The 25,506-nt window shown below is 70.0% G+C and carries 24 protein-coding genes and 3 pseudogenes; 19 read left to right on the top strand and 8 right to left on the bottom strand.

Annotated features, from left to right (window positions below; translation table 11 throughout):
• Positions 1–47 precede the first annotated feature (47 nt).
• A complete protein-coding gene (locus TTH_RS06570; protein WP_011173354.1) occupies positions 48–392 on the top strand; it encodes a hypothetical protein in 345 nt (114 codons plus the stop codon).
• A gap of 22 nt (positions 393–414) precedes the next feature.
• Here TTH_RS06570 and TTH_RS06565 read toward each other — a convergent pair whose 3' ends face one another.
• The gene (locus TTH_RS06565) at positions 415–1,734 is read right to left on the bottom strand and encodes a S41 family peptidase (protein WP_011228576.1); all 1,320 of its coding nucleotides are present in this window, start codon (positions 1,732–1,734) and stop codon (positions 415–417) included.
• Between the two features lie 65 nt (positions 1,735–1,799).
• Here TTH_RS06565 and ftsE point away from each other — a divergent pair, with 65 nt between their 5' ends.
• Genes ftsE through TTH_RS06550 form a run of 3 tightly spaced genes read left to right on the top strand, consistent with a single transcriptional unit; the run spans position 1,800 to position 3,542 of the window.
• Positions 1,800–2,528: a cell division ATP-binding protein FtsE gene (gene ftsE, locus TTH_RS06560; RefSeq protein WP_011173352.1), complete on the top strand. Its 729-nt coding sequence runs from the start codon at positions 1,800–1,802 to the stop codon at positions 2,526–2,528.
• A complete protein-coding gene (gene hpf / locus TTH_RS06555; protein WP_008632742.1) occupies positions 2,525–3,085 on the top strand; it encodes a ribosome hibernation-promoting factor, HPF/YfiA family in 561 nt (186 codons plus the stop codon). Before ftsE ends, hpf begins: the two co-directional genes overlap by 4 nt.
• Before the next feature lie 58 nt (positions 3,086–3,143).
• Positions 3,144–3,542 (top strand): DUF4258 domain-containing protein, encoded by a 399-nt coding sequence (locus tag TTH_RS06550; protein ID WP_008632741.1) that lies wholly within the window; start codon positions 3,144–3,146, stop codon positions 3,540–3,542.
• Between the two features lie 18 nt (positions 3,543–3,560).
• On the opposite strand, the gene TTH_RS06545 is transcribed toward TTH_RS06550, so the two are convergent.
• A complete protein-coding gene (locus TTH_RS06545; protein ID WP_011173351.1) occupies positions 3,561–3,929 on the bottom strand; it encodes a zinc uptake transcriptional regulator in 369 nt (122 codons plus the stop codon).
• Between the two features lie 58 nt (positions 3,930–3,987).
• On the opposite strand from TTH_RS06545, the pseudogene TTH_RS06540 reads away from it, so the two are divergent.
• The 5 genes and pseudogenes from TTH_RS06540 (at position 3,988) to murJ (ending at position 11,548) form a co-directional block, all read left to right on the top strand.
• Positions 3,988–4,999, top strand: a pseudogene (locus TTH_RS06540) (YibE/F family protein).
• A 19-nt stretch (positions 5,000–5,018) separates the two neighbouring features.
• Complete coding sequence (locus tag TTH_RS06535) at positions 5,019–6,137, top strand: metallophosphoesterase family protein (protein ID WP_011228572.1); 1,119 nt, start codon at positions 5,019–5,021, stop codon at positions 6,135–6,137.
• Positions 6,118–9,018 (top strand): AAA family ATPase, encoded by a 2,901-nt coding sequence (locus TTH_RS06530; protein ID WP_011228571.1) that lies wholly within the window; start codon positions 6,118–6,120, stop codon positions 9,016–9,018. Before TTH_RS06535 ends, TTH_RS06530 begins: the two co-directional genes overlap by 20 nt.
• Positions 9,019–9,033: 15 nt before the next feature.
• Positions 9,034–10,062: a hypothetical protein gene (locus TTH_RS06525; RefSeq protein WP_011173347.1), complete on the top strand. Its 1,029-nt coding sequence runs from the start codon at positions 9,034–9,036 to the stop codon at positions 10,060–10,062.
• Positions 10,055–11,548, top strand: coding sequence for a murein biosynthesis integral membrane protein MurJ (gene murJ, locus TTH_RS06520; RefSeq protein ID WP_011228570.1), 1,494 nt, complete (start codon positions 10,055–10,057; stop codon positions 11,546–11,548). Before TTH_RS06525 ends, murJ begins: the two co-directional genes overlap by 8 nt.
• On the opposite strand, the gene TTH_RS06515 is transcribed toward murJ, so the two are convergent.
• The 6 genes and pseudogenes from TTH_RS06515 to TTH_RS06490 all read right to left on the bottom strand — a co-directional run bounded on the left by TTH_RS06515 (position 11,526) and on the right by TTH_RS06490 (position 16,527).
• The gene (locus TTH_RS06515) at positions 11,526–13,415 is read right to left on the bottom strand and encodes an AMP-binding protein (RefSeq protein WP_011228569.1); all 1,890 of its coding nucleotides are present in this window, start codon (positions 13,413–13,415) and stop codon (positions 11,526–11,528) included. The two genes, murJ and TTH_RS06515, sit on opposite strands and share 23 nt — an antisense overlap.
• 3 nt (positions 13,416–13,418) lie before the next feature.
• A pseudogene (locus tag TTH_RS06510) lies at positions 13,419–14,088 on the bottom strand (serine/threonine-protein kinase).
• A 19-nt stretch (positions 14,089–14,107) separates the two neighbouring features.
• Positions 14,108–14,782 carry a metal-dependent hydrolase gene (locus TTH_RS06505; protein ID WP_011173343.1) on the bottom strand — a complete coding sequence of 225 codons (675 nt, stop codon included), beginning with the start codon at positions 14,780–14,782 and terminating at the stop codon, positions 14,108–14,110.
• 27 nt (positions 14,783–14,809) lie between these two features.
• Positions 14,810–15,163 carry a DUF3809 family protein gene (locus TTH_RS06500; protein ID WP_011228567.1) on the bottom strand — a complete coding sequence of 118 codons (354 nt, stop codon included), beginning with the start codon at positions 15,161–15,163 and terminating at the stop codon, positions 14,810–14,812.
• On the bottom strand, positions 15,160–15,369 hold the full coding sequence (locus TTH_RS06495) for a DUF3248 domain-containing protein (RefSeq protein ID WP_011173341.1): 210 nt from the start codon (positions 15,367–15,369) through the stop codon (positions 15,160–15,162). Before TTH_RS06495 ends, TTH_RS06500 begins: the two co-directional genes overlap by 4 nt.
• 9 nt (positions 15,370–15,378) lie before the next feature.
• Positions 15,379–16,527: a class I SAM-dependent rRNA methyltransferase gene (locus TTH_RS06490; protein ID WP_011228566.1), complete on the bottom strand. Its 1,149-nt coding sequence runs from the start codon at positions 16,525–16,527 to the stop codon at positions 15,379–15,381.
• A gap of 102 nt (positions 16,528–16,629) precedes the next feature.
• Between TTH_RS06490 and TTH_RS06485 the strand changes: the two genes are divergently transcribed.
• From TTH_RS06485 to TTH_RS06440, 10 genes and pseudogenes are all read left to right on the top strand, one after another.
• Positions 16,630–16,944, top strand: coding sequence for a V-type ATPase subunit subunit G family protein (locus tag TTH_RS06485; RefSeq protein ID WP_008632725.1), 315 nt, complete (start codon positions 16,630–16,632; stop codon positions 16,942–16,944).
• Positions 16,941–18,899 carry a V-type ATP synthase subunit I gene (locus TTH_RS06480; RefSeq protein WP_011228564.1) on the top strand — a complete coding sequence of 653 codons (1,959 nt, stop codon included), beginning with the start codon at positions 16,941–16,943 and terminating at the stop codon, positions 18,897–18,899. Before TTH_RS06485 ends, TTH_RS06480 begins: the two co-directional genes overlap by 4 nt.
• Positions 18,900–18,913: 14 nt before the next feature.
• Positions 18,914–19,213 carry a F0F1 ATP synthase subunit C gene (locus TTH_RS06475; RefSeq protein ID WP_011173338.1) on the top strand — a complete coding sequence of 100 codons (300 nt, stop codon included), beginning with the start codon at positions 18,914–18,916 and terminating at the stop codon, positions 19,211–19,213.
• A gap of 59 nt (positions 19,214–19,272) precedes the next feature.
• Positions 19,273–19,839 carry a V-type ATP synthase subunit E gene (locus tag TTH_RS06470; protein ID WP_011228563.1) on the top strand — a complete coding sequence of 189 codons (567 nt, stop codon included), beginning with the start codon at positions 19,273–19,275 and terminating at the stop codon, positions 19,837–19,839.
• A 3-nt stretch (positions 19,840–19,842) separates the two neighbouring features.
• Entirely contained in the window at positions 19,843–20,814 is a 972-nt protein-coding gene (locus tag TTH_RS06465) for a V-type ATPase subunit (RefSeq protein WP_011228562.1), read from the top strand.
• 2 nt (positions 20,815–20,816) lie between these two features.
• Complete coding sequence (gene atpF, locus TTH_RS06460) at positions 20,817–21,131, top strand: V-type ATP synthase subunit F (RefSeq protein WP_011228561.1); 315 nt, start codon at positions 20,817–20,819, stop codon at positions 21,129–21,131.
• Positions 21,132–21,143: 12 nt separating this feature from the next.
• Positions 21,144–22,880 (top strand): V-type ATP synthase subunit A, encoded by a 1,737-nt coding sequence (locus tag TTH_RS06455; RefSeq protein WP_011228560.1) that lies wholly within the window; start codon positions 21,144–21,146, stop codon positions 22,878–22,880.
• A 10-nt stretch (positions 22,881–22,890) separates the two neighbouring features.
• Complete coding sequence (locus TTH_RS06450) at positions 22,891–24,327, top strand: V-type ATP synthase subunit B (RefSeq protein WP_011173333.1); 1,437 nt, start codon at positions 22,891–22,893, stop codon at positions 24,325–24,327.
• Positions 24,328–24,337: 10 nt separating this feature from the next.
• A complete protein-coding gene (gene atpD, locus TTH_RS06445) occupies positions 24,338–25,009 on the top strand; it encodes a V-type ATP synthase subunit D (protein ID WP_011173332.1) in 672 nt (223 codons plus the stop codon).
• A 92-nt stretch (positions 25,010–25,101) separates the two neighbouring features.
• A pseudogene (locus TTH_RS06440) lies at positions 25,102–25,506 on the top strand (pectin acetylesterase-family hydrolase); the annotation flags it as partial.

Raw genomic sequence — 25,506 nt, 5'->3', positions numbered from 1 at the left:
CCTAAGAGGGCTGTTGCGGCCTCTGCCGAAGCCCCCATAATGGTTGCATGGGGGAAACCTTTGCGGAGGTCAAGCGGGAACTCATAGCCCTCCTTCGCCCTGGCGTGCGGGTGCCGAACTGGTCCAAGGCTGCGGAGAAAAACCCCGGTCGCCTGAAGAGGCGGGAGTTTGTCGTGCTTGAGGTGGACAAGGCGAAGGGGTTGGCGCTTCAGAGCGGGGAGAAGCGGGTAGAGGTTCCTTGGGGGGCGTTGGAGAACGTCTGGCGGAAGTGGAGGGACTACCGGGAATGCCGCCTGAAAAGAAAAGACCTTGCCGAGAAGAACTTTTTCACCACCTACTGCATCGCCCTTCTCCGTTTCCTGGAAGAGAACCTGGGGGGCCCTCGGGTTTAGGCCCCCCAGGATCGTGTGGCGCCTAGCGGTTTAGCTCCTCCAGGGCCCGCTTGAGGATGGCGTCGTTCTCCAGGTCCAGAACCGCCTGGCCCCGGTCCTCGGGAAGAGGCCTCTGCCGCTGCGGCTCGGCGTAGGAGAACTTGCCTTCCGCGTCCGCCTTCACCTTGACGGTCTTGCCGTTCAGGGTCACGGCGATCTCCGCCCCCGGCGGCGCCCCCGCCCCTTGCAGGGAGAAGGGCGTGGGGAAGCGGGTGTCCTTCACCACGATGTCCGGGGTGATCCCCTCCTTGTTGATGGAGCGGCGCTTGGGGGTGAGCCACTCAAAGGTGACCAGGGTGAGCTCCCCGCCGTTCGCCAGGGTGTAGGGGGTCTGGCCCACGCCCTTGCCGAAGGTCTTCTCCCCGATGACCTTGGCCCGGCCGTAGTCCTGGAGGGCCCCGGCCACGATCTCGCTCGCCGAAGCGGAGTTGCCGTTCACCAGGACCACCATGGGCCCGTCCCAGAGGGTTTGGCCCGTGGCCTCGCACCAGACGCGGGTGAGGTTCTTGGTGCGGGTGTAGACGATGGGGCCCTCCTTGAGGAAGGCGCTGGCCACGGCGCACCCCTGGTCCAGGAGCCCTCCGCCGTTGTCCCTCAGGTCAAAGATCAGCTTCTTCACGCCCTGGGCCTTGAGCTCTTCTATGGCCCGCTTCAGCTGGTCCTCCACCTTGAAGTTGGCGAAGGTTTCCAGGGCCACGTAGCCCACGTCCCCCACCTTGGCGGTGGACACGGAGATGATCTCCACCCGCTCGCGCACGAGCTCAAAGACCAGGGGGGCGGGCACGCCTTCCCGCCGCACCTTCAGGGTGACCTTGGTTCCCTCCCGCCCCCGGATCTTCGCCACGATGTCCAGGAGGGGGAGCTTGGTCACGTCCTCCCCGTCCACCTCCAAAATCACGTCCCCGGCCCTGAGGCCCGCCCGCTGGGCGGGAAGCCCCTTCATGACCCCCTCAATCCGCGCTCCCGTGCCGTCGGGGTTCGCGGCCGAGAGGGTGGCCCCGATGCCGAAGAACTCGCCCCTTAGGTCCTCTTGGCGCAGGGTGGAGCGCTGGGGCGGGGAGTAGCTGGTGAAGGGGTCCTCGAGGGCCTGGACCATCCCGCCGATGGCCCCTTCCAGGAGCTTGTCCAGCTTCTCCTTGGAGAGGGGCTCCAGGTAGTCCTGTTGGATCCTCTGGTAGACCTCCAGGAGGGCCTGGCCGTTGGGGTTCTGCAGGAAGGTCTCCGCCTGAGGCCGGGGAAGCTGGGCGTACACCAGGGCGAGGAGCGCCCCGAGCCCTACCATGAACCACGCGCGTCGCTTCATCTTCTCCCTCACCTGAGCCCCACTATAGCGCCTTTTCCTGAGAGGAAGGTGCGTATAGTGGGGGCATGATCGCCTTCCACCGGGTGGGCCTGGAGTACCCCCGCACCAAGACCAAGGCCCTCTACAACGTGAACCTGGAGATCAAGAAGGGCGAGTTCGTCTACGTGGTGGGCCACTCGGGGGCGGGCAAGTCCACCCTCCTCGCCCTGATTCTGAGGCGGCTCGTGGCCACCCAGGGGGCCGTGTACTTCGCCGGCCAGAACCTGAAGCACCTCCGGGGCGACCAGGTGGCCTACCACCGCCGCAGGATCGGCATGGTCTTCCAGGACCACCGCCTCCTTTCCGACATGACCGTGGAGGAGAACCTGGCCTTCGTCCTCCAGGTCCAGGGGGTCCCCCGCAGGGAGTGGCCGGAGAGGATCACCACCGCCCTCCGCCGGGTGGGGCTCTCCCACAAGAAGCGGGCCTTTCCCGAGGAGCTTTCCGTGGGGGAGGCCCAGCGGGTGGCCATCGCCCGGGCCCTCCTCCTGGACCCGCCCGTGGTCCTCGCCGACGAGCCCACGGGCAACCTGGACCCGGCCAACGCCCTCGCCGTGCTGGAGATCCTGAAGCAGGCCCACCAGCGGGGGGCCACGGTGGTGGTGGCCACCCACAGCCGGGAGCTTCTGGAGGCCTACCCCGCCCGGGTCGTGGTCTTGAAGGCCGGCCAGGTGGTGCGGGACGAGCGTCCCGCGGAGGGTGGTAGCATAAGGGTACGGGAAGGCCCTCCCCGGGGCGGAAAGGAGGAAGGATGAACATCTACAAGCTCATCGGGCGCAACCTGGAGATCACGGACGCCATCCGGGACTACGTGGAGAAGAAGCTCGCCCGCCTGGACCGCTACCAGGACGGGGAGCTCATGGCCAAGGTGGTCCTTTCCCTGGCGGGAAGCCCCCACGTGGAGAAGAAGGCCCGGGCGGAGATCCAGGTGGACCTCCCGGGCGGCCTCGTGCGCGTGGAGGAGGAGGACGCCGACCTCTACGCCGCCATAGACCGGGCGGTGGACCGCCTGGAAACCCAGGTGAAGCGCTTCAGGGAGCGGCGCTACGTGGGCAAGCGCCACTCCTACCAGGGCCCCCCGCCTCCCGAGGTGCGGGACCTCGAGGCCCTGCGCAAGCCCGAGGAAGAGGAAGGCCCCAGGATCGTCCGCGTCAAGCGCTTTGAGATGAAGCCCATGGACCCCGAGGAGGCCGCCTTCCAGATGGAGGCCCTGGGCCACAGCTTCTTCGTCTTCCGCAACGCCAAGACCGACGAGATCAACGTCATCTACCGGAGGAAGGACGGCAACTACGGCCTTATAGAGCCCGCCTGAGCTCCAGGCCACCTTCGCCCCGGGGCCGGTGGCGGTAGACTGGCCCCGGGGAGGTCTTATGCCCAGGCTCCGCCGCTTGGAGGACCTTCTGCCCCACATCCGGGAGGGGCGCTACCGCCTGGGCCCCCACGCCGCCAAGCACATGCTCCAGGAGGGGTTCCGGGAGCAGGACATCCTCTCCGCCCTCCTCTGGGGGCGGGAGCTCGCCATCTACCCCGAGGACGAGCGGATGCTCGTTCTGGGGTACATGGTCTTTCCTCCCCGGTTGCGGCTGCCCCTGCACGTGGTCCTGGAGTACAGCACCCCGCGGCACGTGGACATCGTCACGGCCTTCATCCCCCGGGAGCCCTACCGGGTCTACTCCCGGGCCCGGCTCGCCGCTCTCCTGCGCTTTGACGGGGCCCTGGAAGAGGTGCGCTGGACCGGGCCCAAGCACCTCTACCCTCCCTGGGACTAAGCGTTGGCTTTGGGGCGCTCAGGCGCAGTCGGGGCAGCGCCCGTAGACCACCACCTCGTGGTCCTCGGCCGAAAACCCGGGGGGAAGGTCCAGGTGGGCCTCGAGGCGGCAGCCTGGGAGCTCAAAGGCCCGGCCGCACCCCCGGCAGAGGAAGTGGTGGTGGTGCCCGGCGCCTGCCGCCTCGTACCGCAGGGGCTCCCCCGGCAGGGCCACGGGCACCACGGCGCCCTCCTCCACCAGGGCCCGCAGGTTGCGGTAGACCGTGGCCAGGCCCAGGGAGGGGACCTGCTTGCGGGCGAGCTCCAGGATCTCCCGAGGGGAGAGGGGGCGCCGGGTCTCCAGGAGGACCCTCCGGATGGCGCGGCGCTGGCGGGTGGACCGCTCCATGCCTTCAGCCTACCCCAGGCGATAACGCGTTTTCATCTCCTGCCTGTAGAGTGAGGGCGTGCGGCTTCTCTTGTTCCTTTTCCTTTTGGGCCTGCCCGCCTTGGCCCAGGAAGGCCGCTACGCCTTGGGCAGGATCCTTGCCCTGGACCCGGGGGCGGGCCTTGCGCAGGTGAGGGTGGAGGGCAGGACCCTGGAGGCCCTCCTGCCGGTGGGCGGGGAGGGGTTTGGGGTGGGGGACCGGGTGGTGGTCTACCTGGAGGGGGAGCGGGCCTACGTCACCGAGCCCGACCGGATGCCCTGGCTCGCCGCCTTGGCCCTTCTCTTCGCCCTGGGGGCGGTGGGGCTCGGCCGGGGCAAGGGGCTTAGGGGGCTTTTGGGGACCCTCTTCGGCTTGCTCCTCCTGGTCTACGTCGTCGTCCCCCGGATCGCCGCCGGGGGGGATCCCTTGCTCCACGCCTTCCTCGGAAGCCTCGGGGTCCTCGTCCTCAGCGTCTACTTCGTCCACGGCCTCGGCCGCAAGACCACCGCCGCCTTGGGGGCCACCCTGGCCGCGGTCCTCCTCGTCCTCCTCTTGGGGCGGTTCTTCGCCCAGGCCATGGGCTTCACGGGGCTTGCCTCCGAGGAGGCCCTCCTCCTCCACCAGTGGGGGGGCGTGGACCTTTTGGGGCTCTACCTGGCGGGGCTCGCCGTGGGGGCCCTCGGGGCCTTGGCCGACGTGACCGTGACCCAGGCCAGCGTGGTCCAGGTCCCTGGCCCACGCCGACCCCCAGGACCCCCCCTGGCGCCTTTACCGGCGGGCCATGGAGGTGGGGTACGACCACCTGGGGAGCCTGGTGAACACCCTGGTCCTGGCCTACGCCGCGGGAAGCCTTCCCCTCTTCCTCCTCCTCACCCGGGACCCCACGCCCCTGCGCTTCCTCCTCAACACCGAGCCCTTCGCCGCCGAGCTCGTGGGCATGCTCCTCGGGTCCTTGGGGCTCGTGCTCGCGGTCCCCCTCTCCACCCTCTTCGCCGCCTTTCTGCTCGCCGGGGGGAAGGGAGAGGGCGGGGATCACGCCCACCCCCACTAGGGGCGCGTAAGATGGGGCCATGCGCCTTCTCCACACCGCCGACTGGCACCTGGGCAAGCTCCTCAAGGGGGTGGACCGGACCCCGGAGATCGCCGCCGCCCTCCGGGACCTTCTGGGCCTGGTCCGGTCCGAGCGGGTGGACCTGGTGGTGGTCTCCGGGGACCTGTTTGACCGGCCCCAGGTTTCGGCGGAGGCCGAGGCTTGCGCGGTGGAGTTCTTCATGGAGCTCAAGGCCCTTGGGGTCCCGGCCCTGGTCATCGCCGGCAACCACGACCCCAAAGAGCGCCTCGAGGCCCTCGCCCCCCTTCTCGGGCTTGCGGGGGCCCGGGTCCGGGGCCGCCTCCTCTTCGCCGAGGAGGGAGGGGTGGTGGAGGTGGGCGGGGTGCGGGCGGGGCTTCTGCCCTTCGTTTCCGAGCGCCTCCTCGTCCGGCGCCTCTTCCAGGAGGACGAGGTCCTGCACCGCACCTACGCCGAGGCCCTGCGCCGGGTGCTGGACAACCTCAAAAGCCCTCTTCTCCTGGGCCACTTCGCCGTGGAGGGGGCGAGGCCCGGGGGAGGGGAGTTCGTCTTCCACCTGGTGGGAAGCTACGCCGTCCCCCGGGCGAGCCTGCCTTTGGAGGTCCGCTACCTCGCCCTGGGCCACGTCCACCGGCAACAGCAGGTGAGCGAGGCCCCCGTGGCCTGGTACCCGGGAAGCCTGGTGCAGCTGGACTTTGGCGAGGGGGAGGGGGCGGAGCGGGGGGCGCTCCTCGTGGAGCTTCCCCCCTCGGGGCCGCCCCGGGTCCACCCCATCCCGGGGCGGTGGGGGAAGCCCCTCAGGACCTACCGCCTGCGGCCCGAGGAGCTGGACGGGAGGATGGGCGAGTTGGAGCGCTTTCCCGGCTACCTGCGCCTGGTGGTGGAGGGGAGGCTTTCCCCCCAGGTCAAGGAGAACCTTTTCCGGGCCCTCCCCCACCTCCTCGCCGTGGAGGGCGCCCCGCTCCAGGCTGGGGAGGGGAGGCGGGAGGAGGTGCAGGACCTCGGCTTCGTGGAGGGCTACGCCCGCTACCTGGAGGAGCGGGGAAGGAAGGAGGAGGCCCTGCTGGAGCGCTTCGCTGAGGTGCTGGCGGAGGTGGAGGGTGAGGCCCTTACGGCTTGAGCTGGAGGGGTTCGGCCCCTACCGGGAGCGCCAGGCGGTGGACTTCTCCGACGTGGAGCTCTTCGCCATCACCGGGCCCACGGGGAGCGGGAAGAGCACCCTTTTGGACGCCATCGCCTTTGCCCTCTACGGCCAGGTGCCCCGGGTGGGGCGCCAGGTGGGCACCCTCAAGCACCCCGCCGCGGCCAAGGCCTGGGTGAGCCTCACCTTCCGGGTAGGGGAGCGGGTCTACCGGGTGGAGCGGTCCCGGAGCGAGAAGCGGGGGGACGCCCGGGTCTACCTGCTGGAGGGGGGGGAGCGGCTTCTGGACCTGCCCACCCTCGAGGCGGTCAACCGGGCCTTGGCCGACCTCGTGGGCCTGGACTACGAGGCCTTCACCCGGGCCCTCCTCCTCCCCCAGGGGGAGTTTGACCGCTTCCTCAAGGGGGAGCCGAAGGAAAGGCGCCAGCTCCTTCTGGAGCTCTTTGAGCTCTCCCGCCTGGAGCGGGCCAGGCAGAAGGCGGCGGAGAGGCGGGGCCTCCTCCTGGAGGAGAAGGGGAGGCTGGAGGGGGAGCTCAACGGGCTTTCCGCGGCCACCCCGGAGGCGCTTGAGGAGCTGGAGCGGGCGCTTGCCGCCTCCCGCGCGGAGGCCGCCCGCCTGGAGGAGGAGGCCAGGGGGGTGAGGAAGGCCCTGGCCGAGGCGGAGGCCCTGCTTGAGGACCTGAGGCGGCGCCAGGCTTTGGCGGCCCGCCTCGAGGCCTTAAAGGCCCGGGCGGAGGAGATGGCCCGGGTGGAGGAGCGGCTTTCCCGGGCGGAGGAGGCGGAGCGGGCCCTGCCCCTTTGGCGGGACTACCAAAAGAAGCGGGCCGCCCTCCAGGCCACGGAAAAGGCCCTGGAGGAGGCTGAGGGGAGGCTTCGGGCCCTGGAGGCGAGGCGCGAGGCCCTCGGCTTCTCTCCGGAGGCCCTGGAGCGAGCCCAGGCGGCCTACGCCGAGGCCCAGGACCTAAAGGCCTTCGAGGCCCTCCTCGCCCGGGCGCCCGCAGGGAAGGCCCCCGCCTCGGGTCCCGACCCCGCCACGGCCCAGGCGCGCCTGGAGGAGGTCCTGAAGGCCCTGGAGGCCCTCGGGGCGGAGCTTTTGCGCCTGAGGGCCTGGGCGGAGGCCTGGGAGGCCTTGAGGGCGAAGGAGGCCGCTTTGGCGGAGGTGGGGGAGGCCCTTGCCCGCCTGGAGGCGGAGGGAAAGGAGGCGCGGGAGGCCCGGGACGCCCTCGCCCTGAGGCTCAAGGAGGCGGAGGCCCACGCCCTCTCCCAGGCCCTGAAGGCCCTGGAGGCCGAGCGGAAGGCCCTGGAGAAGGCCCAGGAGGACCTGGACCGGAGGCGGGAGGCCCTCCTTCGGGAGGAGCGGAGGCTCGGCCTCCTCGCCTACCACGACCTCCTGGAGCCGGGCAAGCCCTGCCCCCTCTGCGGGGGGGTGGTCCACGCCCTCCCCCCCTTGCCCGAGGTCCCCGACCTCGCCGGGGCGCGGCGGGCCCTGGAGGAGGAGGCCCAGGCCCTCGCCCGGCGCCTCGCCCGCCTGGAGGCGGAGGCCGGGGACCTCGCCGCCCGCCTCCGGGCCCTCGAGGTGGAGCCCCGGCCCGGGGATCCCGAGGCGCTCAAAGGGGCCTTGGAGGCGGCCGAGGCCCGGCTTCAGGACCTCCGGGACCGGTACCAGGCCCTCCGGGGGGAGGCCCGGGCCCTGGAGCGGGAGGTGGCGGCCTTGCGGGCGCGGGAGGCCGAGGCCCGGGGCGGGGCCAGCCGGGAGGACCTGGCCTCGAGGCTGGAGGCGGCCGAGGCCCGGCGCCTTGCCCTGGAGGAGGAGGCGGGGAGGCTCGCCGCTGGGCTTCGCCGCCACCTGGAGGCCAAGACGGGGGGCCTGGGGGTGGGGCCTTACCTGAGGCGCCTGAAGGAGGAGGTGGAGCGGCTCAAGGGGCTTGCCGCCGAGGACGCCCGCCTTAGGGAGGAGGCGGGGGCCCTTAGGGCGGAGCTTTCCGCCTTGAGGGCCCGCAAGGAGGAGCAGGCCAAGGCCCTGGCCGAGGCGGAGGCGGCCACCCGGGGCCTCATGCCCGAGGCGGAGGCCCAAGGCCTCGCCCTCTCCCCGGGGGAGCGGGAGGCGCTTCGGGCGGAGCTCGAGGCCTTCCGCAAAGACCTCGCGGAGGCGGAGGCCGCCTGGAGAAGCCTTCCCCCCCTTTCTGGGCCCGCCCCCACCCTGGAGGAGGCCCAGGGGCGGGTGGAGGCCCTGAGGAAGGCGCTTGCCGAGCTGGAGGGCCGTCTGGAGGAGAAGCGCAAGGAGGAAGGGGCCCTGGAAGACCGGGTGGAAAGGCTCCGGAAGGACCTCGCCCGCCGCCGGGAGGTGGAGGGGGCGCTCGCCCGCCTCGTGGCCGAGCTCGCCCTTTGGGAGAAGCTCGCCCTGGACCTCCAGGCCCACAACTTCCCCGCCTACCTCCTCGGCCTCAAGCAGCGGAGCCTGGTGGAGCGGGCGAGCGAACTTCTCTACACCCTCTCCGGGGGGCGGTACCGCTTCGCGGCCCAAGGGGACGAGTACCTGGTGGTGGACCTCTGGGCCGAGGCCACCGCCCGCCAGGTCCGGACCCTCTCGGGCGGGGAGAGCTTCCTCGCGAGCCTTGCCCTGGCCCTCGCCCTCTCGGAGGAGCTTTCCCGGGGCAAGCTGGAGGCCCTCTTCCTGGACGAGGGCTTCGGCACCCTGGACCCCGAGGCCCTGGAGCTGGTGGCGGGCATCCTGGAAAGCCTCCCCACCCGGGGGCGGCTCGTGGGCGTGGTGACCCACGTGGAGGCTTTGGCCGAGCGCTTCCCCGCCCGGCTTAGGGTCCGGAAGCACCCTTGGGGAAGCCGGGTGGAGTGGGCGTAGCGTAGACTTGGAGGCATGGGGGTGCTCACCCGCTACCTGGAAGAGACCATGGCCAAGGCCCGGTACGACCTCGTGTCCCCGGGCCGCTACGTGGGGGAGCTCGCCGAGTTCGGCCTGCGGGTGGAAGGGGAGAACCTGGAGGCCACCCGAAGAGCCCTCAGGGAGGCTTTGGAGCTCCATCTCTTGGAGACCTTGCGCTCGGGGCTCCTCCCGCCGGGCCTCGAGGCCACCCCCGACCCCTTGCGGGAACGCTTTTTCGCCCTGGCCCAGGAGATGTGGCGCCTCCTCCGGGAGGCCCCAGCCCCACTCCCGAGGCCGAGGAAGGCCCCGAGCTTGGAGGAGTGGCTTAAGGGCCTTGGCGTCCAGGTGGTGCGGAGGCCTGAGGAGGGGGAGGAGGAGCGGGAACGGGTCCTGAACCGGCTCGCCCTCTTCCTCGGGGACCGGTACCCGAGCCTGGAGAGGCTTTACGAGAGGCTCAAGCAGAGCCTCTCCACCAAGCGGCAGTTTGAGCTCTCCTTGGCCGAGGCCTCCCCCGAGGAGATCGCCAACTCCACCCAGTTCTGCACCCTGCTCAAGCAGTACGCCCTCCTCACCTCCTACCGCTACAAGAGCGAGGACCGGCTCCTCAGGGCCAAGGCCAGCACCGAGGGCTGGGTCCAGAACTTCCTCACCGGGGGCTGGCTGGAGCGGTACGTGGCCGAGCGGCTCAGGAAGTACCTGCGCTCCAAAAACCTGCCCCACGAGGTGGCCGTGGGCTACCAGGTGACCCTGCCCGGGGGGGAGGCCATGGAGCTGGACGTCTTGGTGCGGGTGGGGGAGCGGTTCTACTGGTTTGAGGCCAAGACCGGGGAGTTCCAGGCCCACATCGCCAAGTACGCCGGGTTGAAGAAGGTCCTGGGCCTCTCCCAGAAGGAGAGCTTTTTGGTTCTCCTCGGCATGGACAGGGCCCGGGCCAAGGAGCTTTCCGCCCTTCACGGCCTCACCGTGGTGAACCAGGCGAACTTCCTGGAGGCCTTCCAGGAGGCTTTGGGCGCCCATGCTTAGGGCGGTCCTCCTGGTCATGGGGGGGACCCTGGCCTCGAGGGTCCTGGGCCTCGTCCGCCAGGCGGTCTTCAACGCCCTCTACCCCGACGCCCTCAAGGACGCCTTCAACGTGGCCTACCGGGTGCCGAACCTCCTCAGGGAGCTCCTGGCGGAAGGGGCGGTGCAGAACGCCCTCATCCCCCTTCTTAAGAGCCTCCCTCCTGAAGAGGCCCAGGCCTTCGCCCGCCGCTTCGCCGCCTTCCTCTTCGGGGTGAACCTCCTTGTCCTGGGCCTGGGCTACCTCCTCGCTCCCTGGGTGGCGGGGCTTTTGGTGGCGGAGGAAAGCCACCTAAGGGCCCCTGAGGCTTTCCAGGAGGTGGTCTACCTCACCCGGCTCCTCCTCCCCTTCCTCCTCGGCATCTCCATGGCGGCCCTCTTCTCCGCCCTCCTCCAGGCGGAGGAGCGCTTTCTGCCCTACGCCCTCGGGCCCGTTGCCTTCAACCTGGTGGCCATCCTCCTCATGGCCCTCTATCCTGGGGACCCCACGGCTTTGGGCCTCTCCGTGAGCCTTGGGGGACTTATCCAGGCTTTGGTGCAGCTTCCCTTCCTCCGGGGCTTCCGCCTGGAGTGGCGCTGGCACCCCGCCTTCCTCCCCGCCCTCCTCCGCATGGGGCCCTTCGCCTTCACCACCTCCCTCCGGCAGTTTTTGAACCTGGTCCTCACCAACATCCTCACCCGCTACCCCCCTGCGGCGGTCACGGGGTTCTACAACGCCGAGGTGGTCTTCCAGATGGTCCTGGGCCTCTTCGCCACGAGCCCCGCCATCGCCCTCTTTCCCCGTATGAGTACCCTAAGGGGGGAGGACCTAGGGCGCTTTCTCCGGGGCCCCTTTGAGCGCCTGGCCCTGGTCTTGGCCCTTCTCGGCGGCCTCCTCACGGGCCTCGCCCCCTTCGTGGTGGTCCTCCTCTTCGGCCTCTTCGGCCCCCTCACCCCGGAGAACCGGGCCTACAGCGCCGAGGTGCTCGCCGCCTTGGGGCTCGCCGTCCTCCCCTGGGGGGTGAACACCCTCTTCCTCCGCGGGCTTTACGCCCTCGGCCGGGTGCGGGAGGCGGTCACGGCCAGCGCCCTCGTCTTCCTCCTGAACACCCTGGGCTACTGGCTTTTGCGGGACGCCGGGCTTTTCCTCCTCAACCTCTCCACGGCCCTGGCGGGCTGGGTGGGGCTTTTCCTCTACCTGGCCCTTCTGCGGCGGGAGGGGGTTGGGGTGGGGTACGCCCCTGGATACCTTCTCCGCGTCCTCCCGGCGGGGCTTTTGGCGGCGCTCCCCGGGTTGGGCCTCGAGAACGCCTTCCCCGCCTCCGGGCCCAAGGAGGCGCTGCTTCCCCTCCTCCTGGGCGGGGCCGGGGGGGTGGCCCTCTTCCTCTTCGCCGGGGCTTTGCTGGGCCTACCCGTAAAGGGGCTTTGGAGCGGCGGGCGGGGGCCCTTTAACCCTCCCGGGTCCGCTTGATGGCCGCCACCGCCTCCGGGTTCTCCAAGGCGGAGAGGTCCCCGGGGTCCTGGCCCAGGAAGGCGGCCCGCACCACCCGGCGCATCACCTTGGCGTTGCGCGTCTTGGGCAGGTCGGGGACGAAGAGGACCCGCTCCGGCCTGAGGGGCTTCCCCAAGGCCTCGGCCACCCGCTCCGCCACCTCCTCGGCCAGGGCCTCCGAGGGGGCGAAGCCCGGCTTCAGCACGGCGAAGAGGACGATGGCCTCCCCCTTCACCGGGTGGGGCACACCGATGGCGGCGCACTCCCGCAGGGCGGGATGGGCCATGGCCGCCGTCTCCACCTCGGCGGGGCCCACCCGCTTTCCCGCCACCTTCAGGGTGTCGTCGGAGCGGCCGAGGAGGAAGAAGTGCCCCTCCTCGTCCAGGAGGGCGAAGTCCCCGTGGACCCAGACCCCGGGCACCTTCTGGAAGTAGGTCTCCAGGTACCGGGCCTCGTCCCGCCAGAAGCCCTTGGTCATCCCGGGCCAGGGGGCGAGGACGGCGAGCTCCCCCACCTTGCCCACCACGGGCCTCCCCTCCTCGTCCAAGACGGCGGCCTTCATGCCGGGCACGGCGGTGTTGAACCCCATGGGCTTGATGGGCCTCACCAGGACGTTCCCCAGGATGCCCCCCGAGACCTCGGTGCCCCCCGAGTAGTTCACGATGGGAAGCCGCTCCTTGCCCACCACCCGGAAGAACCAGAGGTAGGGCTCGAGGTTCCAGGGCTCTCCCGTGGAGCCGAGGACCCGGAGGGAGGAGAGGTCGTGGGCCTCCACGGGGGCTTCCCCAAAGGGGATGAGGGCCCGCACCAGGGTGGGGGAGAGGCCTAAGTGGGTGAGGCGGTGGGCCGCCACCATGCGCCAGAGGCGGTCCGGGCCCGGATGGTCCGGCGCCCCGTCGTAGAGGAAGACGGTGGCCCCGAGGATGAGGCCTCCCAGGATGGCCCAGGGCCCCATCATCCAGCCGAGGTCGGTGAACCAGAAGAGGCGGTCCTCCTCCCTCAGGTCAAAGAGGAGGGCGAGGTCCAGGGCGGCCTTCAAGGGAAAGCCCGCGTGGTAGTGGACCGTGCCCTTGGGGCGGCCCGTGGTCCCGGAGGTGTAGATGAGCATGAAGGGGTCCATGCTCTCCATCTCCTCCGGCGGCGAGAGGGGGCCGGCGAGGGCGGCGAGGTCCGCCTCCTCCTCCAGGGGGAGGCCGAGGCGGCGGACCACGGCCACCTTTTCCGTCCCCGCCATGGCCCTGGCCTTCCGGGCCTCGGGGAGGAGCTCCACCCGGCGTCCCCGGCGAAGGAAGCCGTCTTGGACGATGAGGAGCTTGGCCTCGGCGTCCTTGAGGCGGAGGGCGGCGGCCTCCGCCCCGTAGCCCGAGAAGATGGGGACGGCGATCCCCCCGAGGTGGGCCACGGCGAGGAGGGCCAAGGCCGCCTCGAGGCCCATGGGAAGCCATAGCCCCACCCGGTCTCCCCGCCCCACCCCGAGGGCCCGGAGGCCCCCTGCGAGCCTTTCCACCTCCCGGCGGGCCTCCCCGTAGGTGAGGCTCCGGACGTGGCCGTCCTCCGTCTCGTGGACGAGGGCGGGCCGGGTGGGGTCGTGGCGCAGGCAGGCCTCCACCAGGTTGAGCCTTCCCCCCACGAAGAAGCGGGGGAAGGGGAAGTGGCCTTCCACCACCCGGGTGTACGGGGCCCGCCAGGGCACGCCGAGCCGGGTGAAGAAGGCGTGGTAGAAGGCCTCGGCCTCCTCCACGCTGTAGCGGTGGAAGGCCTCGTAGTCCTGGAAGCCGAGCTCGGCCATGAAGCGGCCAAGCCAGGTTTCTTGGGCGCGCGCGTCGGGGTACCAGACCGGTTCCATGGGTTACCTCCGTGAGGGGTTTGGCCTCGAGGCCTCGGCGAGGACGCGGAGAAACGCCTTAAGGCCGAGCCGGTCCTCGGGGCGCTTGGCGAGGAGCCGCCTCTTGGAAGGGCCGCCTGCCGGTGAGGACCTCGTAGGCCAAGACCCCGAAGGCGTAGGCGTCCGAGGCCGGGCTTGGCCTCGCCCCCAGGAAGAGCTCGGGGGCGAGGTAATGGGGGCTTCCGGCGTACTCCGCGCTTGGGTCGTCCACCCGGCGCAGGGTGCCGAGGTCGCCGAGCTTGTAGACCCCTTGGCCCACGAAGACGTTGGAGGGCTTGACGTCCTGGTGGAGGAGCCCGCGTTCGTGGAGAAAGCCCAGGGCCTCCCCCACGTGGAGGAGGGCCTTTACCGCCTCCTCCCAGGGCAGGGGGCCTTGGCGGAGGCGGTCCTCCAGGGTCCCTTCGGGAAAGTACTCCAGGGCGAGGAAGGCCCCCTCCCCGAAGGGCACCCCCGCCAGGCCCCGGACCAGGTGGGGATGGCGGAGGGAGAGGCTGAAGGACACCTCCCGGGCGAACCGCTCCGCAAGCCTAGGGTCTTGGCGGACCTCCTTCTTCGGGATCTTCAGGGCCACCCGCGTCCCGTCGGGGGCCCGGGCCAGGTGGACCTGGGCCGTCTGGCCCAGGCCCAAAAGCATCTCCAGCCGGAAGTCCCTCCTAGTCAAGGCGGAGAACCTCTCCCGGCTTTAGGGCATGCCCCTCCACGCCCTTCTCCCTGGCCCGTTGGGCGAAGGCCTCCCCGTCTTGGCGGATGGGGGGGAAGGTGTTGTAGTGGATGGGCACCACCTTCTTGGGCCTGAGGAGCTCCAGGGCCTTCAGGGCGTCCTCGGGGCCCATGGTGAAGTGGTCGCCGATGGGGAGGAGGGCGAGGTCCAGGCCCATCTCCCCGATGAGGCGCATGTCGGAGAAGAGGGCGGTGTCCCCGGCGTGGTAGATGCGCTTGCCCCCAAGCTCCACCACCACGCCCATGGGCATGCCACCGTAGGTGCCGTCGGGGAAGCTACTGGAGTGCCAGGCGGGCACCCACTTGAGCCAGCCGCCCTCAAAGCGGTAGGTGCCCCCCAGGTTCATGGGGACGCTCTTCGCCCCGTGCTTCTCGGCGTAGGTGGCGATCTCAAAGGTGGAGACCACCACGCCTCCCTTCTTGGAGAGGGCCACGCTGTCCCCGAAGTGGTCCCCGTGGGCGTGGGTGACCAGGATGAGGTCCGCCTGGACCTCCCCCACCCCGAGGGCGGCCATGGGGTTTCCGGTGAGGAAGGGGTCTATGACGATCCGCGTCTTGCCGTCCGTGAGGAGGACCGCCGAGTGGCCGAGATACCGAACCTCCACCATACGCCACCTCCTGCTTCTTCAGGCCCACTATAACGGAGGCCGCGCTCCCGCGGGAAGGCTTTCCTCCAGGGCCTTGGCGAAGAGGGCCTCCAAGATCCTGGCGAAGGCCCTTTCCCCCCAGGTCCGCCCCGGGGGGAGGCGGAGGCGCACCTCCAGCTCCAGCCCCGTGGGCCGGAGCCACCCTTCCACCTCCAAGGAGGGGGGAGGCAGGGGGATGGGCCGGACCCGCTCCCCTTCCAGCCGGGCGGCGAAGGGCAGGTCTAGGGTGCCGAGGACGGGGTTCTCGTGGCGGAAGGTCCCCTCTAGCCTTTCCGCCTCCAGGCGGAGCTCAAGGGGAAGGGCGGAAAGGACCTCGGGGCGGAGGGGCAGGGCGAGCCTCATTCCTCCACCCACTCCACCCGGACCCGGCCTTCCTGCACCAGGCGGCGCATCTCCGCCTCGGGGAGGTTGAGGAGCCTGGGGAGTTCCCGGAACCTGGGCGTGGCCGAGGCCAGCCCTACCCGCACCACCAAGACGTCCTCGTCCTCGGCCCGGCCCATGCGCCAGACCAGATGCTGCCCCAGCTTATCCAGGAGGTCCTTCTCCACGCCTCCAGTTTAGAGGACCTGGAAGACGGCGAACTTGAGGTAGTGGGTCTCCGGGTGGTTGAGGAGGACGGGGTGGTCAAAGGGCTGGCCCCGTTTCTCCACCACCCGGAGGAGGCGGTGGGCGTCCTGGGCGGCCTCGGCCACCATGGCGTAGAAGAGGGGCTCGGTCATGTGGTGGCTGCAGCTCGCCGTGGCCAGGATCCCGCCCTCCTTGAGGAGCTTGATGGCCCTGAGGTTCACCTCCTTGTAGGCCCGGTAGGCCCGTTCCACGTCCTTTTTCCCTTTGGCGAAGGCAGGGGGGTCCAGGACCACGAGGTCAAACCGCTCCCCCTCCTTCTCCAGGCGGCGCAGGAGGTCAAAGGCGTTGGCCTCGAGGACCCGGACGTTCCCGAGGCCGTTGAGCCGGGCGTTCTCCTCGGCCCGGCGCAGGGCCTCCGCCGAGGAGTCCACGGCGACCACCTCCCGGAAGCCCAAGGCGAGGTGGAGGGCGAACCCCCCCGCGTAGCTGAAGACGTCCAGGGCCCGCTCGCCCCGGAACCTCTCCATGTAGAGGCGGTTTTCCCGCTGGTCCAGGTAGGCCCCCGTCTTCTGCCCCGCCCTCAGGTCCACCAGGTAGCGCACCCGCCCCTCTTGCACCTGGACCCGCTCCGGCACCTCCCCGAGGAGGGGGCGGACGTAGAGGGGGAGGCCCTCCAGCTCCCGCGTCCGGGCGTCGTTCTTGGCCAGGACGCTCTGGACGTGGGGCCTCAGCGCCTCCGCCACCTGGGGGAGGAGGCCTTCCCAGGCGTGGGCCGTGGCCTGGACCACGGCGTGCCCGGCGTAGTAGTCCACCACGAGGCCCGGCAGGAGGTCCCCCTCCGCGTGGACCAGGCGGTAGCCGCCCTCGGGGTCCTGGCGGAGGACGGCTTCCCGTCGGGCCAGGGCCTGGGCCAGGTTCTCCAGAAGGGCCGCCACGGGGTCCTCCGCGGGGGCGAAGCGGTAGGCCCGCACCGCGAGGTCGGTGTGGGGGTTGTAGAGGGCGAGGGCGAGGAAGCGCCGCCCCCAGTAGACGGGGTAGAGCCCCGGGGTTTCCGGCCCCGAAACCACGTCCCGGCGAAAGACCCAGAGGTGGCGGGAAAGGAGCCGCGCCGCGCCCTTGGCGTTGACCTGAATCCTCACCGCCTAAGTATACTTAGGCGGGGTCGGTTGACGCGGGCCTGGAGAGCCGGTACCATGACCGGCGGGTTGGTCTTGAACGCCATTTCACGAGCTGGAGGGGCAATGGGAGGCCTGGGACTTATCAAGAGCCTGGCGGAGAAGGAGAAGCAGCTCCTGGAGCGCCTCGAGGCCGCCAAGAAGGAGGCCGAGGAGCGGGTCAAGCGGGCCGAGGCCGAGGCCAAGGCCCTTCTGGAGGAGGCCGAGGCCAAGGCCAAGGCCTTGGAGGCCCAGTACCGGGAGCGGGAGCGGGCGGAGACCGAGGCCCTCCTCGCCCGGTACCGGGAGCGGGCCGAGGCCGAGGCCAAGGCGGTGCGGGAGAAGGCCATGGCCCGGCTGGACGAGGCCGTGGCCCTGGTCCTGAAGGAGGTCCTGCCGTGATCGCCCCCATGGAGAAGCTGGTCCTGGCCGGGCCCAAGGGCCGGGCCAAGGAGCTTCTCCAAAGCCTCCAGCAGGCGGGGGTGGTCCACCTGGAGACGCTCCGCCCCGAGGCCCTTTCCGCCTACCAGCTCTCCCCCGAGGAGCGGGCGGAGCTAAGGCGGTGGGAGGCGGTCTCGGCGGGCGCCGAGCACACCCTGAGCCTTTTGGGCTTGGAGGCGGAGCCCGCAAGGCCCTTCCCCGAGGGGCTGGAGGCGGCCGAGAAGGCCCTTTCCCCCATCCAGGCCCACGCCGAGGGCCTCACCCGCCAAAAGCAGGAGCTGGAGGAGGAGCTCGCCCTGGCCCAGGCCTACCTCGAGCCCCTGGAGCGGCTCGCCGCCCTGGCCCACGGCCTGGACAAAAGCCCCTTCCTCCGCGTGATCCCCTTCCTCCTCACCGAGAAGGAGCTCCCCCTGGTGGAGGAGGCCCTGAGGAAGGCCCTGGAGGACCGCTACCTCCTGGCCCACGAGGCCTACGCGGGCGGGGTGGCGGCCCTGGTGGTGGTCCACCGCAAGGAGGTGGACCAGGCCAAGGCGGCCCTTTCCCGGGCGGGGGTGGCGGAGCTTAGGCTTCCTGGGGCCTTGGGGGAGCTTCCCCTCTCCGAGGCGGCGAGGAGGCTCAAGGAGCGGGCCGAGGCGGCCCCGCGGGAGCTTTCCGAGGTGCGCCAGCACCTGGCCAAGCTCGCCCGGGAGAGCGCCTCCACCCTCCAGAGCCTCTGGACCCGGGCCCAGGACGAGGTGGCCCGGCTTAAGGCCCTGGAGGAGCTGGCCTCGGGCCGCTTCGGCTTCGCCCTCCTGGGCTACGTCCCCGTGAAGGCCAAGCCCAAGGTGGAGGAGGCCCTCGCCCGGCACAAGGAGAGCGTGGTCTACGCCTTTGAGCCCGTGGACGAGCACCACGAGGCGGACCGGATCCCCGTGGTCCTGGACAACCCCCCTTGGGCCAAGCCCTTTGAGCTCCTGGTGAGCTTCCTGAACACCCCCAAGTACGGGACCTTTGACCCCACCCCCGTGGTCCCCGTCTTCTTCCCCTTCTGGTTCGGGATGATCGTGGGGGACATCGGCTACGCCCTCCTCTTCTACCTGGTGGGGCGGTGGCTTTCCGGGTACGTGAAGCGGAACGAGCCCCTGGTCATTGACCTCTTCGCCCTCAAACTCAAGCCCCAGGTCATCGGCAAGCTGGTCCACATCCTGAACTGGATGGTCTTCTGGACGGTGGTCTGGGGCGTGATCTACGGGGAGTTCTTCGGCACCTTCCTGGAGCACCTCGGGGTCTTCGGCACCCCGGAGCACCCCGGGCTCATCCCCATCCTCATCCACAGGATTGACACCGCCAAGACCGCCAACCTCCTCATCCTCCTCTCCGTGGCCTTCGGCGTGGTCCTGGTGTTCTTCGGCCTGGCCTTGCGGGCCTACCTGGGCCTCAAGCACCGCCACATGGCCCACTTCTGGGAGGGGGTGGGGTACCTGGGCGGCCTCGTGGGCGTCCTGGCCCTCGCCGCCTCGTACCTCGGCAACCTCCAGGCGGGCTGGCTCCAGGGGCTCATGTACCTGGGCTTCGGCGTCTTCCTGCTCGCGGTCCTCATGAGCCGGATCTGGCTCATGATCCCGGAGATCTTCACCCAGGCGGGGCACATCCTCTCCCACATCCGTATCTACGCCGTGGGGGCGGCGGGCGGGATCCTCGCCGGCCTCCTCACCGACGTGGGGTTCGCCCTCGCCGAGCGGCTTGGGCTTCTTGGGGTGCTCCTGGGCCTTCTGGTGGCGGGGGTCTTGCACCTCTTGATCCTCCTCCTCACCACCCTGGGGCACATGCTCCAGCCCATCCGTTTGCTTTGGGTGGAGTTCTTCACCAAGTTCGGTTTCTACGAGGAGAACGGCAGGCCCTACCGGCCGTTCAAAAGCGTCCGTGAGGCGCAGTAAAGGAGGGAAGTGGGATGAAGAAGCTACTGGTGACGGTTCTTCTGGCGGTTTTCGGCGCGTTGGCTTTCGCGGCGGAGGAGGCGGCGGCCTCCGGCGGCCTGGACCGTGGCCTCATTGCCGTGGGCATGGGCTTGGCCGTGGGCCTGGCGGCCCTGGGCACGGGCGTGGCCCAGGCCCGGATCGGCGCGGCGGGCGTGGGGGCCATCGCCGAGGACCGGAGCAACTTCGGTACCGCCCTCATCTTCCTGCTCCTGCCCGAGACCCTGGTGATCTTCGGTCTCCTCATCGCCTTCATCCTCAACGGCAGGCTCTAGGGCGGTCCAGGGGCCCCGCCCTCCTTGGGGGTGGGGCCCCTTCCCGATAGGGAGGGGAAATGTCCAAACTGGAAGCCATTCTGAGCCAGGAGGTGGAGGCCGAGATCCAGGCCCTCCTCCAGGAGGCCGAGGCCAAGGCCGAGGCCGTCAAGCGGGAAGCGGAGGAGAAGGCCAAGGCCCTCCTCCAGGCCCGGGAGCGGGCCCTCGAGGCCCAGTACCGGGCCGCCCTCCGCCGGGCGGAGAGCGCCGGGGAGCTCCTCGTGGCCACGGCCCGGACCCAGGCCCGCGGGGAGGTGTTGGAGGAGGTCCGGCGCCGGGTCCGGGAGGCCCTGGAGGCCCTTCCCCAGAAGCCGGAGTGGCCCGAGGTGGTGAGGAAACTGGCCCTGGAGGCCCTGGAGGCCCTCCCCGGGGCCAAGGCCCTGGTGGCCAACCCGGAGGACCTTCCCCACCTCGAGGCCCTGGCCAGGGAGCGGGGAGTGGAGCTCCAGGCCGAGCCCGCCCTTCGCCTGGGGGTCCGGGCCGTGGGGGCCGAGGGCAAGACCCAGGTGGAAAACAGCCTCCTCGCCCGGCTTGACCGCGCCTGGGACGCCCTTTCCTCCAAGGTGGCCCAGGCGCTTTGGGGCTAGACGATGGCGGACGACTTCGCCTACCTCAACGCCCGGGTGCGGGTGCGGAGGGGGACCCTCCTCAAGGAGAGCTTCTTCCAGGAGGCCCTGGACCTCTCCTTCGCCGACTTCCTCCGCCTCCTCTCGGAGACGGTTTACGGCGGGGAGCTTGCGGGGCAGGGCCTTCCCGACGTGGACCGGGCCGTGCTCCGCACCCAGGCCAAGCTGGTCGGGGACCTGCCGCGGCTCGTCACCGGGGAGGCGCGGGAGGCGGTGCGGCTCCTCCTCCTGCGGAACGACCTCCACAACCTCCAGGCCCTCCTCCGGGCCAAGGCCACGGGCCGCCCCTTTGAGGAGGTTCTCCTCCTCCCCGGGACCCTACGGGAGGAGGTTTGGCGCCAGGCCTACGAGGCCCAGGACCCCGCGGGGATGGCCCAGGTGCTCGCCGTGCCCGGCCACCCCTTGGCCCGCGCCTTGAGGGCGGTCCTGCGGGAGACGCAGGACCTCGCCCGGGTGGAGGCCCTCCTCGCCAAGCGCTTCTTTGAGGACGTGGCCAAGGCGGCCAAGGGGCTGGACCAGCCCGCTTTGCGGGACTACCTGGCCCTGGAGGTGGACGCGGAGAACCTGCGCACCGCCTTCAAGCTTCAAGGCTCGGGGTTGGCCCCGGACGCCTTCTTCCTCAAGGGGGGGCGGTTCGTGGACCGGGTCCGGTTCGCCCGGCTCATGGAGGGGGACTACGCCGTATTGGACGAGCTTTCCGGCACCCCCTTTTCCGGGCTTTCCGGGGTTCGGGACCTGAAGGCTTTGGAGCGGGGGCTTCGGTGCGTCCTCCTCAAGGAGGCGAAGAAGGGGGTGCAGGACCCCTTGGGGGTGGGGCTTGTCCTCGCCTACGTGAAGGAGCGGGAGTGGGAGGCCGTGCGCCTTAGGCTCCTCGCCCGGAGGGCCTACTTCGGCCTTCCCCGCGCCCAGGTGGAGGAGGAGGTGGTGTGCCCGTGAGGATGGCGGTGATCGCCGATCCCGAGACCGCCCAGGGGTTCCGGCTCGCGGGCCTCGAGGGCTACGGGGCCTCTTCGGCGGAGGAGGCCCAAAGCCTCCTGGAAACCCTCGTGGAGCGGGGCGGCTACGCCCTGGTGGCCGTGGACGAGGCGCTCCTCCCCGACCCCGAGCGGGCGGTGGAGCGCCTCATGCGGGGCAGGGACCTCCCCGTGCTCCTGCCCATCGCGGGGCTGAAGGAGGCCTTCCAGGGGCACGACGTGGAAGGCTACATGCGGGAGCTGGTGAGGAAGACCATCGGCTTTGACATCAAGCTGTAGAATGGAGGGACGATGATCCAAGGGGTGATCCAGAAGATCGCGGGCCCGGCGGTGATCGCCAAGGGCATGCTCGGGGCCCGCATGTACGACATCTGCAAGGTGGGCGAAGAGGGCCTCGTGGGCGAGATCATCCGCCTGGACGGGGACACGGCCTTCGTCCAGGTCTACGAGGACACCTCGGGCCTAAAGGTGGGGGAGCCCGTGGTCTCCACGGGGCTTCCCTTGGCGGTGGAGCTCGGCCCCGGGATGCTGAACGGCATCTACGACGGCATCCAGCGCCCCCTGGAGCGCATCCGGGAGAAGACGGGGATCTACATCACCCGGGGCGTGGTGGTCCACGCCCTGGACCGGGAGAAGAAGTGGGCCTGGACGCCCATGGTCAAGCCCGGGGACGAGGTGCGGGGGGGTATGGTCCTGGGCACGGTGCCCGAGTTCGGCTTCACCCACAAGATCCTGGTACCCCCGGACGTGCGGGGCCGGGTCAAGGAGGTGAAGCCCGCCGGGGAGTACACCGTGGAGGAGCCGGTGGTGGTCCTCGAGGACGGCACCGAGCTCAAGATGTACCACACCTGGCCCGTTCGCCGGGCGAGGCCCGTGCAAAGGAAGCTTGACCCCAACACCCCCTTCCTCACGGGGATGCGCATCCTGGACGTCCTCTTCCCCGTGGCCATGGGGGGCACCGCCGCCATCCCTGGGCCCTTCGGCAGCGGCAAGACCGTGACCCAGCAGTCCCTGGCCAAGTGGTCCAACGCCGACGTGGTGGTCTACGTGGGCTGCGGGGAGCGGGGGAACGAGATGACCGACGTGCTCGTGGAGTTCCCCGAGCTCACCGACCCCAAGACGGGGGGGCCCTTGATGCACCGCACCGTCCTCATCGCCAACACCTCCAACATGCCCGTGGCCGCCCGCGAGGCCAGCATCTACGTGGGCGTGACCATCGCCGAGTACTTCCGCGACCAGGGCTTCTCCGTGGCCCTCATGGCCGACTCCACGAGCCGCTGGGCCGAGGCTTTGCGCGAGATCTCTAGCCGCCTCGAGGAGATGCCCGCCGAGGAGGGCTACCCGCCCTACCTCGCCGCCAGGCTCGCCGCCTTCTACGAGCGGGCGGGCAAGGTCATCACCCTGGGCGGCGAGGAGGGGGCGGTGACCATCGTGGGGGCCGTCTCCCCGCCGGGCGGCGACATGTCCGAGCCCGTGACCCAGTCCACCTTGAGGATCGTGGGGGCCTTCTGGCGGCTTGACGCCTCCCTGGCCTTCCGCCGCCACTTCCCCGCCATCAACTGGAACGGCTCCTACAGCCTCTTCACCTCCGCCCTTGACCCCTGGTACCGGGAGAACGTGGCCGAGGACTACCCCGAGCTCCGCGACGCCATCTCCGAGCTTTTGCAGCGGGAGGCGGGCCTCCAGGAGATCGTCCAGCTCGTGGGGCCGGACGCCCTCCAGGACGCCGAGCGCCTCGTCATTGAGGTGGGCCGGATCATCCGCGAGGACTTCCTGCAGCAGAACGCCTACCACGAGGTGGACGCCTACTGCTCCATGAAGAAGGCCTACGGGATCATGAAGATGATCCTCGCCTTCTACAAGGAGGCGGAGGCGGCCATCAAGCGGGGGGTTTCCATAGACGAGATCCTGCAGCTCCCCGTTCTGGAGCGCATCGGCCGCGCCCGCTACGTGAGCGAGGAGGAGTTCCCCGCCTACTTTGAGGAGGCCATGAAGGAGATCCAGGGGGCCTTCAAGGCCCTGGCCTAAAGGGGGAGAGATGGACCTTCTGAAGAAGGAGTACACGGGCATCACCTACATCTCGGGGCCTCTTCTCTTCGTGGAGAACGCCAAGGACCTGGCCTACGGGGCCATCGTGGACATCAAGGACGGCACGGGCCGGGTCCGCGGCGGCCAGGTGATTGAGGTCTCCGAGGAGTACGCCGTCATCCAGGTGTTTGAGGAAACCACTGGGCTGGACCTGGCCACGACCAGCGTGAGCCTGGTGGAGGACGTGGCCCGGCTTGGGGTCTCCAAGGAGATGCTGGGCCGCCGCTTCAACGGCATCGGCAAGCCCATAGACGGCCTGCCGCCCATCACCCCGGAGAAGCGGCTCCCCATCACCGGCCTTCCCTTAAACCCCGTGGCCCGGAGGAAGCCGGAGCAGTTCATCCAGACGGGCATCTCCACCATTGACGTGATGAACACCCTGGTCCGGGGGCAGAAGCTTCCCATCTTCTCCGGCTCGGGGCTTCCCGCCAACGAGATCGCCGCCCAGATCGCCCGCCAGGCCACGGTGCGCCCCGACCTCTCCGGGGAGGGGGAGAAGGAGGAGCCCTTCGCCGTGGTCTTCGCCGCCATGGGGATCACGCAGCGGGAGCTCTCCTACTTCATCCAGGAGTTTGAGCGCACCGGGGCCCTGAGCCGCTCCGTCCTCTTCCTGAACAAGGCGGACGACCCCACCATTGAGCGCATCCTCACCCCCCGCATGGCCCTCACCGTGGCCGAGTACCTGGCCTTTGAGCACGACTACCACGTCCTCGTCATCCTCACGGACATGACCAACTACTGCGAGGCCTTGCGGGAGATCGGGGCCGCCCGCGAGGAGATCCCGGGCCGCCGCGGTTACCCCGGCTACATGTACACCGACCTGGCCACCATCTACGAGCGCGCCGGGGTGGTGGAGGGGAAGAAGGGGAGCGTGACCCAGATCCCCATCCTCTCCATGCCCGACGACGACCGCACCCACCCCATCCCCGACCTCACGGGCTACATCACCGAGGGGCAGATCCAGCTCTCCCGGGAGCTCCACCGCAAGGGCATCTACCCGCCCATTGACCCCTTGCCCTCCCTCTCCCGGCTCATGAACAACGGCGTGGGCAAGGGCAAGACCCGGGAGGACCACAAGCAGGTCTCCGACCAGCTCTACTCCGCCTACGCCAACGGGGTGGACATCCGGAAGCTCGTGGCCATCATCGGCGAGGACGCCCTCACGGAGAACGACCGCCGTTACCTCCAGTTCGCCGACGCCTTTGAACGGTTCTTCATCAACCAGGGGCAGCAGAACCGCTCCATTGAGGAGAGCCTGCAGATCGCCTGGGCCCTCCTCTCCATGCTGCCCCAGGGCGAGCTCAAGCGCATCTCCAAGGACCACATCGGCAAGTACTACGGCCAGAAGCTGGAGGAGATCTGGGGCGCGCCCCAGGCCCTGGACTAAGGGAGGGTAGATGAGCCAGGTGAGCCCCACCCGGATGAACCTTCTGCAGAGGCGGGGGCAGCTCCGCCTGGCGCAGAAGGGGGTGGACCTCCTCAAGAAGAAGCGGGACGCCCTGGTGGCCGAGTTCTTCGGCCTGGTGCGGGAGGCCATGGAGGCCAGGAAGGCCCTGGACCAGGCGGCCAAGGAGGCCTACGCCGCCCTCCTCCTGGCCCAGGCCTTTGACGGGCCGGAGGTGGTGGCGGGGGCGGCCCTTGGGGTCCCGCCCCTCGAGGGGGTGGAGGCGGAGGTGGAGAACGTCTGGGGGAGCAAGGTGCCGAGGCTCAAGGCCACCTTCCCCGACGGGGCCCTCCTTTCCCCGGTGGGGACCCCGGCCTACACCCTCGAGGCCAGCCGGGCCTTCCGCCGCTACGCCGAGGCCCTGATCCGGGTGGCCAACACCGAGACCCGCCTGAAGAAGATCGGGGAGGAGATCAAGAAGACCACGCGGCGGGTGAACGCCCTGGAGCAGGTGGTGATCCCGGGGATCCGCGCCCAGATCCGCTTCATCCAGCAGGTCCTGGAGCAGCGGGAACGGGAGGACACCTTCCGCCTCAAGCGCATCAAGGGCAAGATTGAGGCCCGGGAGGCCGAGGAGGAGGGCGGCCGGCCCAACCCGCAGGTGGAGATCGGGGCGGGCCTTTAAGCCCCCTAGAGGGGCCCGGGGGGTTCAGGCCCCCCGGGCTTTTTCTTGACCCGGTGCAAGGCCCTGCGGTAGCTTGGCTGTGGAGGGTACAAATGAAGCGGCTTATCGCGCTGGTCCTCCTTTTCGCCCTGGCCCTGGCCCAGGGCCTCGAGGCCTTCTGGAAGGCGGTGGAGGTGCCCGGTGGGGTCTGCGCGGACGGCTCCCCTTACCGCTTCTACGTGAGCCCCGGGGACCCCAGAAAGGTGGTCATTGACTTCCAGGGGGGCGGGGCCTGCTGGGACCAAGCCACCTGCGGCCCGGAAAGCCGCACCTACCGCAAGCGGGTGGACGTGCAGGAGCTTTACCTCGCCCAGGGCATTTACAACCGGATGAGCGTGGCCAACCCCTTCTTCGGCTGGACCCACGTCTTCGTCCCCTACTGCACGGGGGACCTCCACGTGGGCCGGGCCACGGTGGACTACGGGGGCTTCAAGGTCCACCACCAGGGGGCCAGGAAC

Origin of the sequence: Thermus thermophilus HB8 (assembly GCF_000091545.1) — a bacterium.
Taxonomy (GTDB): domain Bacteria; phylum Deinococcota; class Deinococci; order Deinococcales; family Thermaceae; genus Thermus; species Thermus thermophilus.
This window is presented reverse-complemented; position numbering and strand designations above follow the sequence as displayed.

Bases quoted from the DNA above. Each gene is read 5' to 3' on its own strand.
- TTH_RS06570 (WP_011173354.1), top strand. From the start codon at position 48: ATGGGGGAAACCTTTGCGGAGGTCAAGCGGGAACTCATAGCCCTCCTT.
- TTH_RS06565 (WP_011228576.1), bottom strand. From the start codon at position 1,734: ATGAAGCGACGCGCGTGGTTCATGGTAGGGCTCGGGGCGCTCCTCGCC.
- ftsE (WP_011173352.1), top strand. From the start codon at position 1,800: ATGATCGCCTTCCACCGGGTGGGCCTGGAGTACCCCCGCACCAAGACC.
- hpf (WP_008632742.1), top strand. From the start codon at position 2,525: ATGAACATCTACAAGCTCATCGGGCGCAACCTGGAGATCACGGACGCC.
- TTH_RS06550 (WP_008632741.1), top strand. From the start codon at position 3,144: ATGCCCAGGCTCCGCCGCTTGGAGGACCTTCTGCCCCACATCCGGGAG.
- TTH_RS06545 (WP_011173351.1), bottom strand. From the start codon at position 3,929: ATGGAGCGGTCCACCCGCCAGCGCCGCGCCATCCGGAGGGTCCTCCTG.
- TTH_RS06535 (WP_011228572.1), top strand. From the start codon at position 5,019: ATGCGCCTTCTCCACACCGCCGACTGGCACCTGGGCAAGCTCCTCAAG.
- TTH_RS06525 (WP_011173347.1), top strand. From the start codon at position 9,034: ATGGGGGTGCTCACCCGCTACCTGGAAGAGACCATGGCCAAGGCCCGG.
- murJ (WP_011228570.1), top strand. From the start codon at position 10,055: ATGCTTAGGGCGGTCCTCCTGGTCATGGGGGGGACCCTGGCCTCGAGG.
- TTH_RS06515 (WP_011228569.1), bottom strand. From the start codon at position 13,415: ATGGAACCGGTCTGGTACCCCGACGCGCGCGCCCAAGAAACCTGGCTT.
- TTH_RS06505 (WP_011173343.1), bottom strand. From the start codon at position 14,782: ATGGTGGAGGTTCGGTATCTCGGCCACTCGGCGGTCCTCCTCACGGAC.
- TTH_RS06500 (WP_011228567.1), bottom strand. From the start codon at position 15,163: ATGAGGCTCGCCCTGCCCCTCCGCCCCGAGGTCCTTTCCGCCCTTCCC.
- TTH_RS06485 (WP_008632725.1), top strand. From the start codon at position 16,630: ATGGGAGGCCTGGGACTTATCAAGAGCCTGGCGGAGAAGGAGAAGCAG.
- TTH_RS06475 (WP_011173338.1), top strand. From the start codon at position 18,914: ATGAAGAAGCTACTGGTGACGGTTCTTCTGGCGGTTTTCGGCGCGTTG.
- TTH_RS06470 (WP_011228563.1), top strand. From the start codon at position 19,273: ATGTCCAAACTGGAAGCCATTCTGAGCCAGGAGGTGGAGGCCGAGATC.
- TTH_RS06465 (WP_011228562.1), top strand. From the start codon at position 19,843: ATGGCGGACGACTTCGCCTACCTCAACGCCCGGGTGCGGGTGCGGAGG.
- atpF (WP_011228561.1), top strand. From the start codon at position 20,817: ATGGCGGTGATCGCCGATCCCGAGACCGCCCAGGGGTTCCGGCTCGCG.
- TTH_RS06455 (WP_011228560.1), top strand. From the start codon at position 21,144: ATGATCCAAGGGGTGATCCAGAAGATCGCGGGCCCGGCGGTGATCGCC.
- TTH_RS06450 (WP_011173333.1), top strand. From the start codon at position 22,891: ATGGACCTTCTGAAGAAGGAGTACACGGGCATCACCTACATCTCGGGG.
- atpD (WP_011173332.1), top strand. From the start codon at position 24,338: ATGAGCCAGGTGAGCCCCACCCGGATGAACCTTCTGCAGAGGCGGGGG.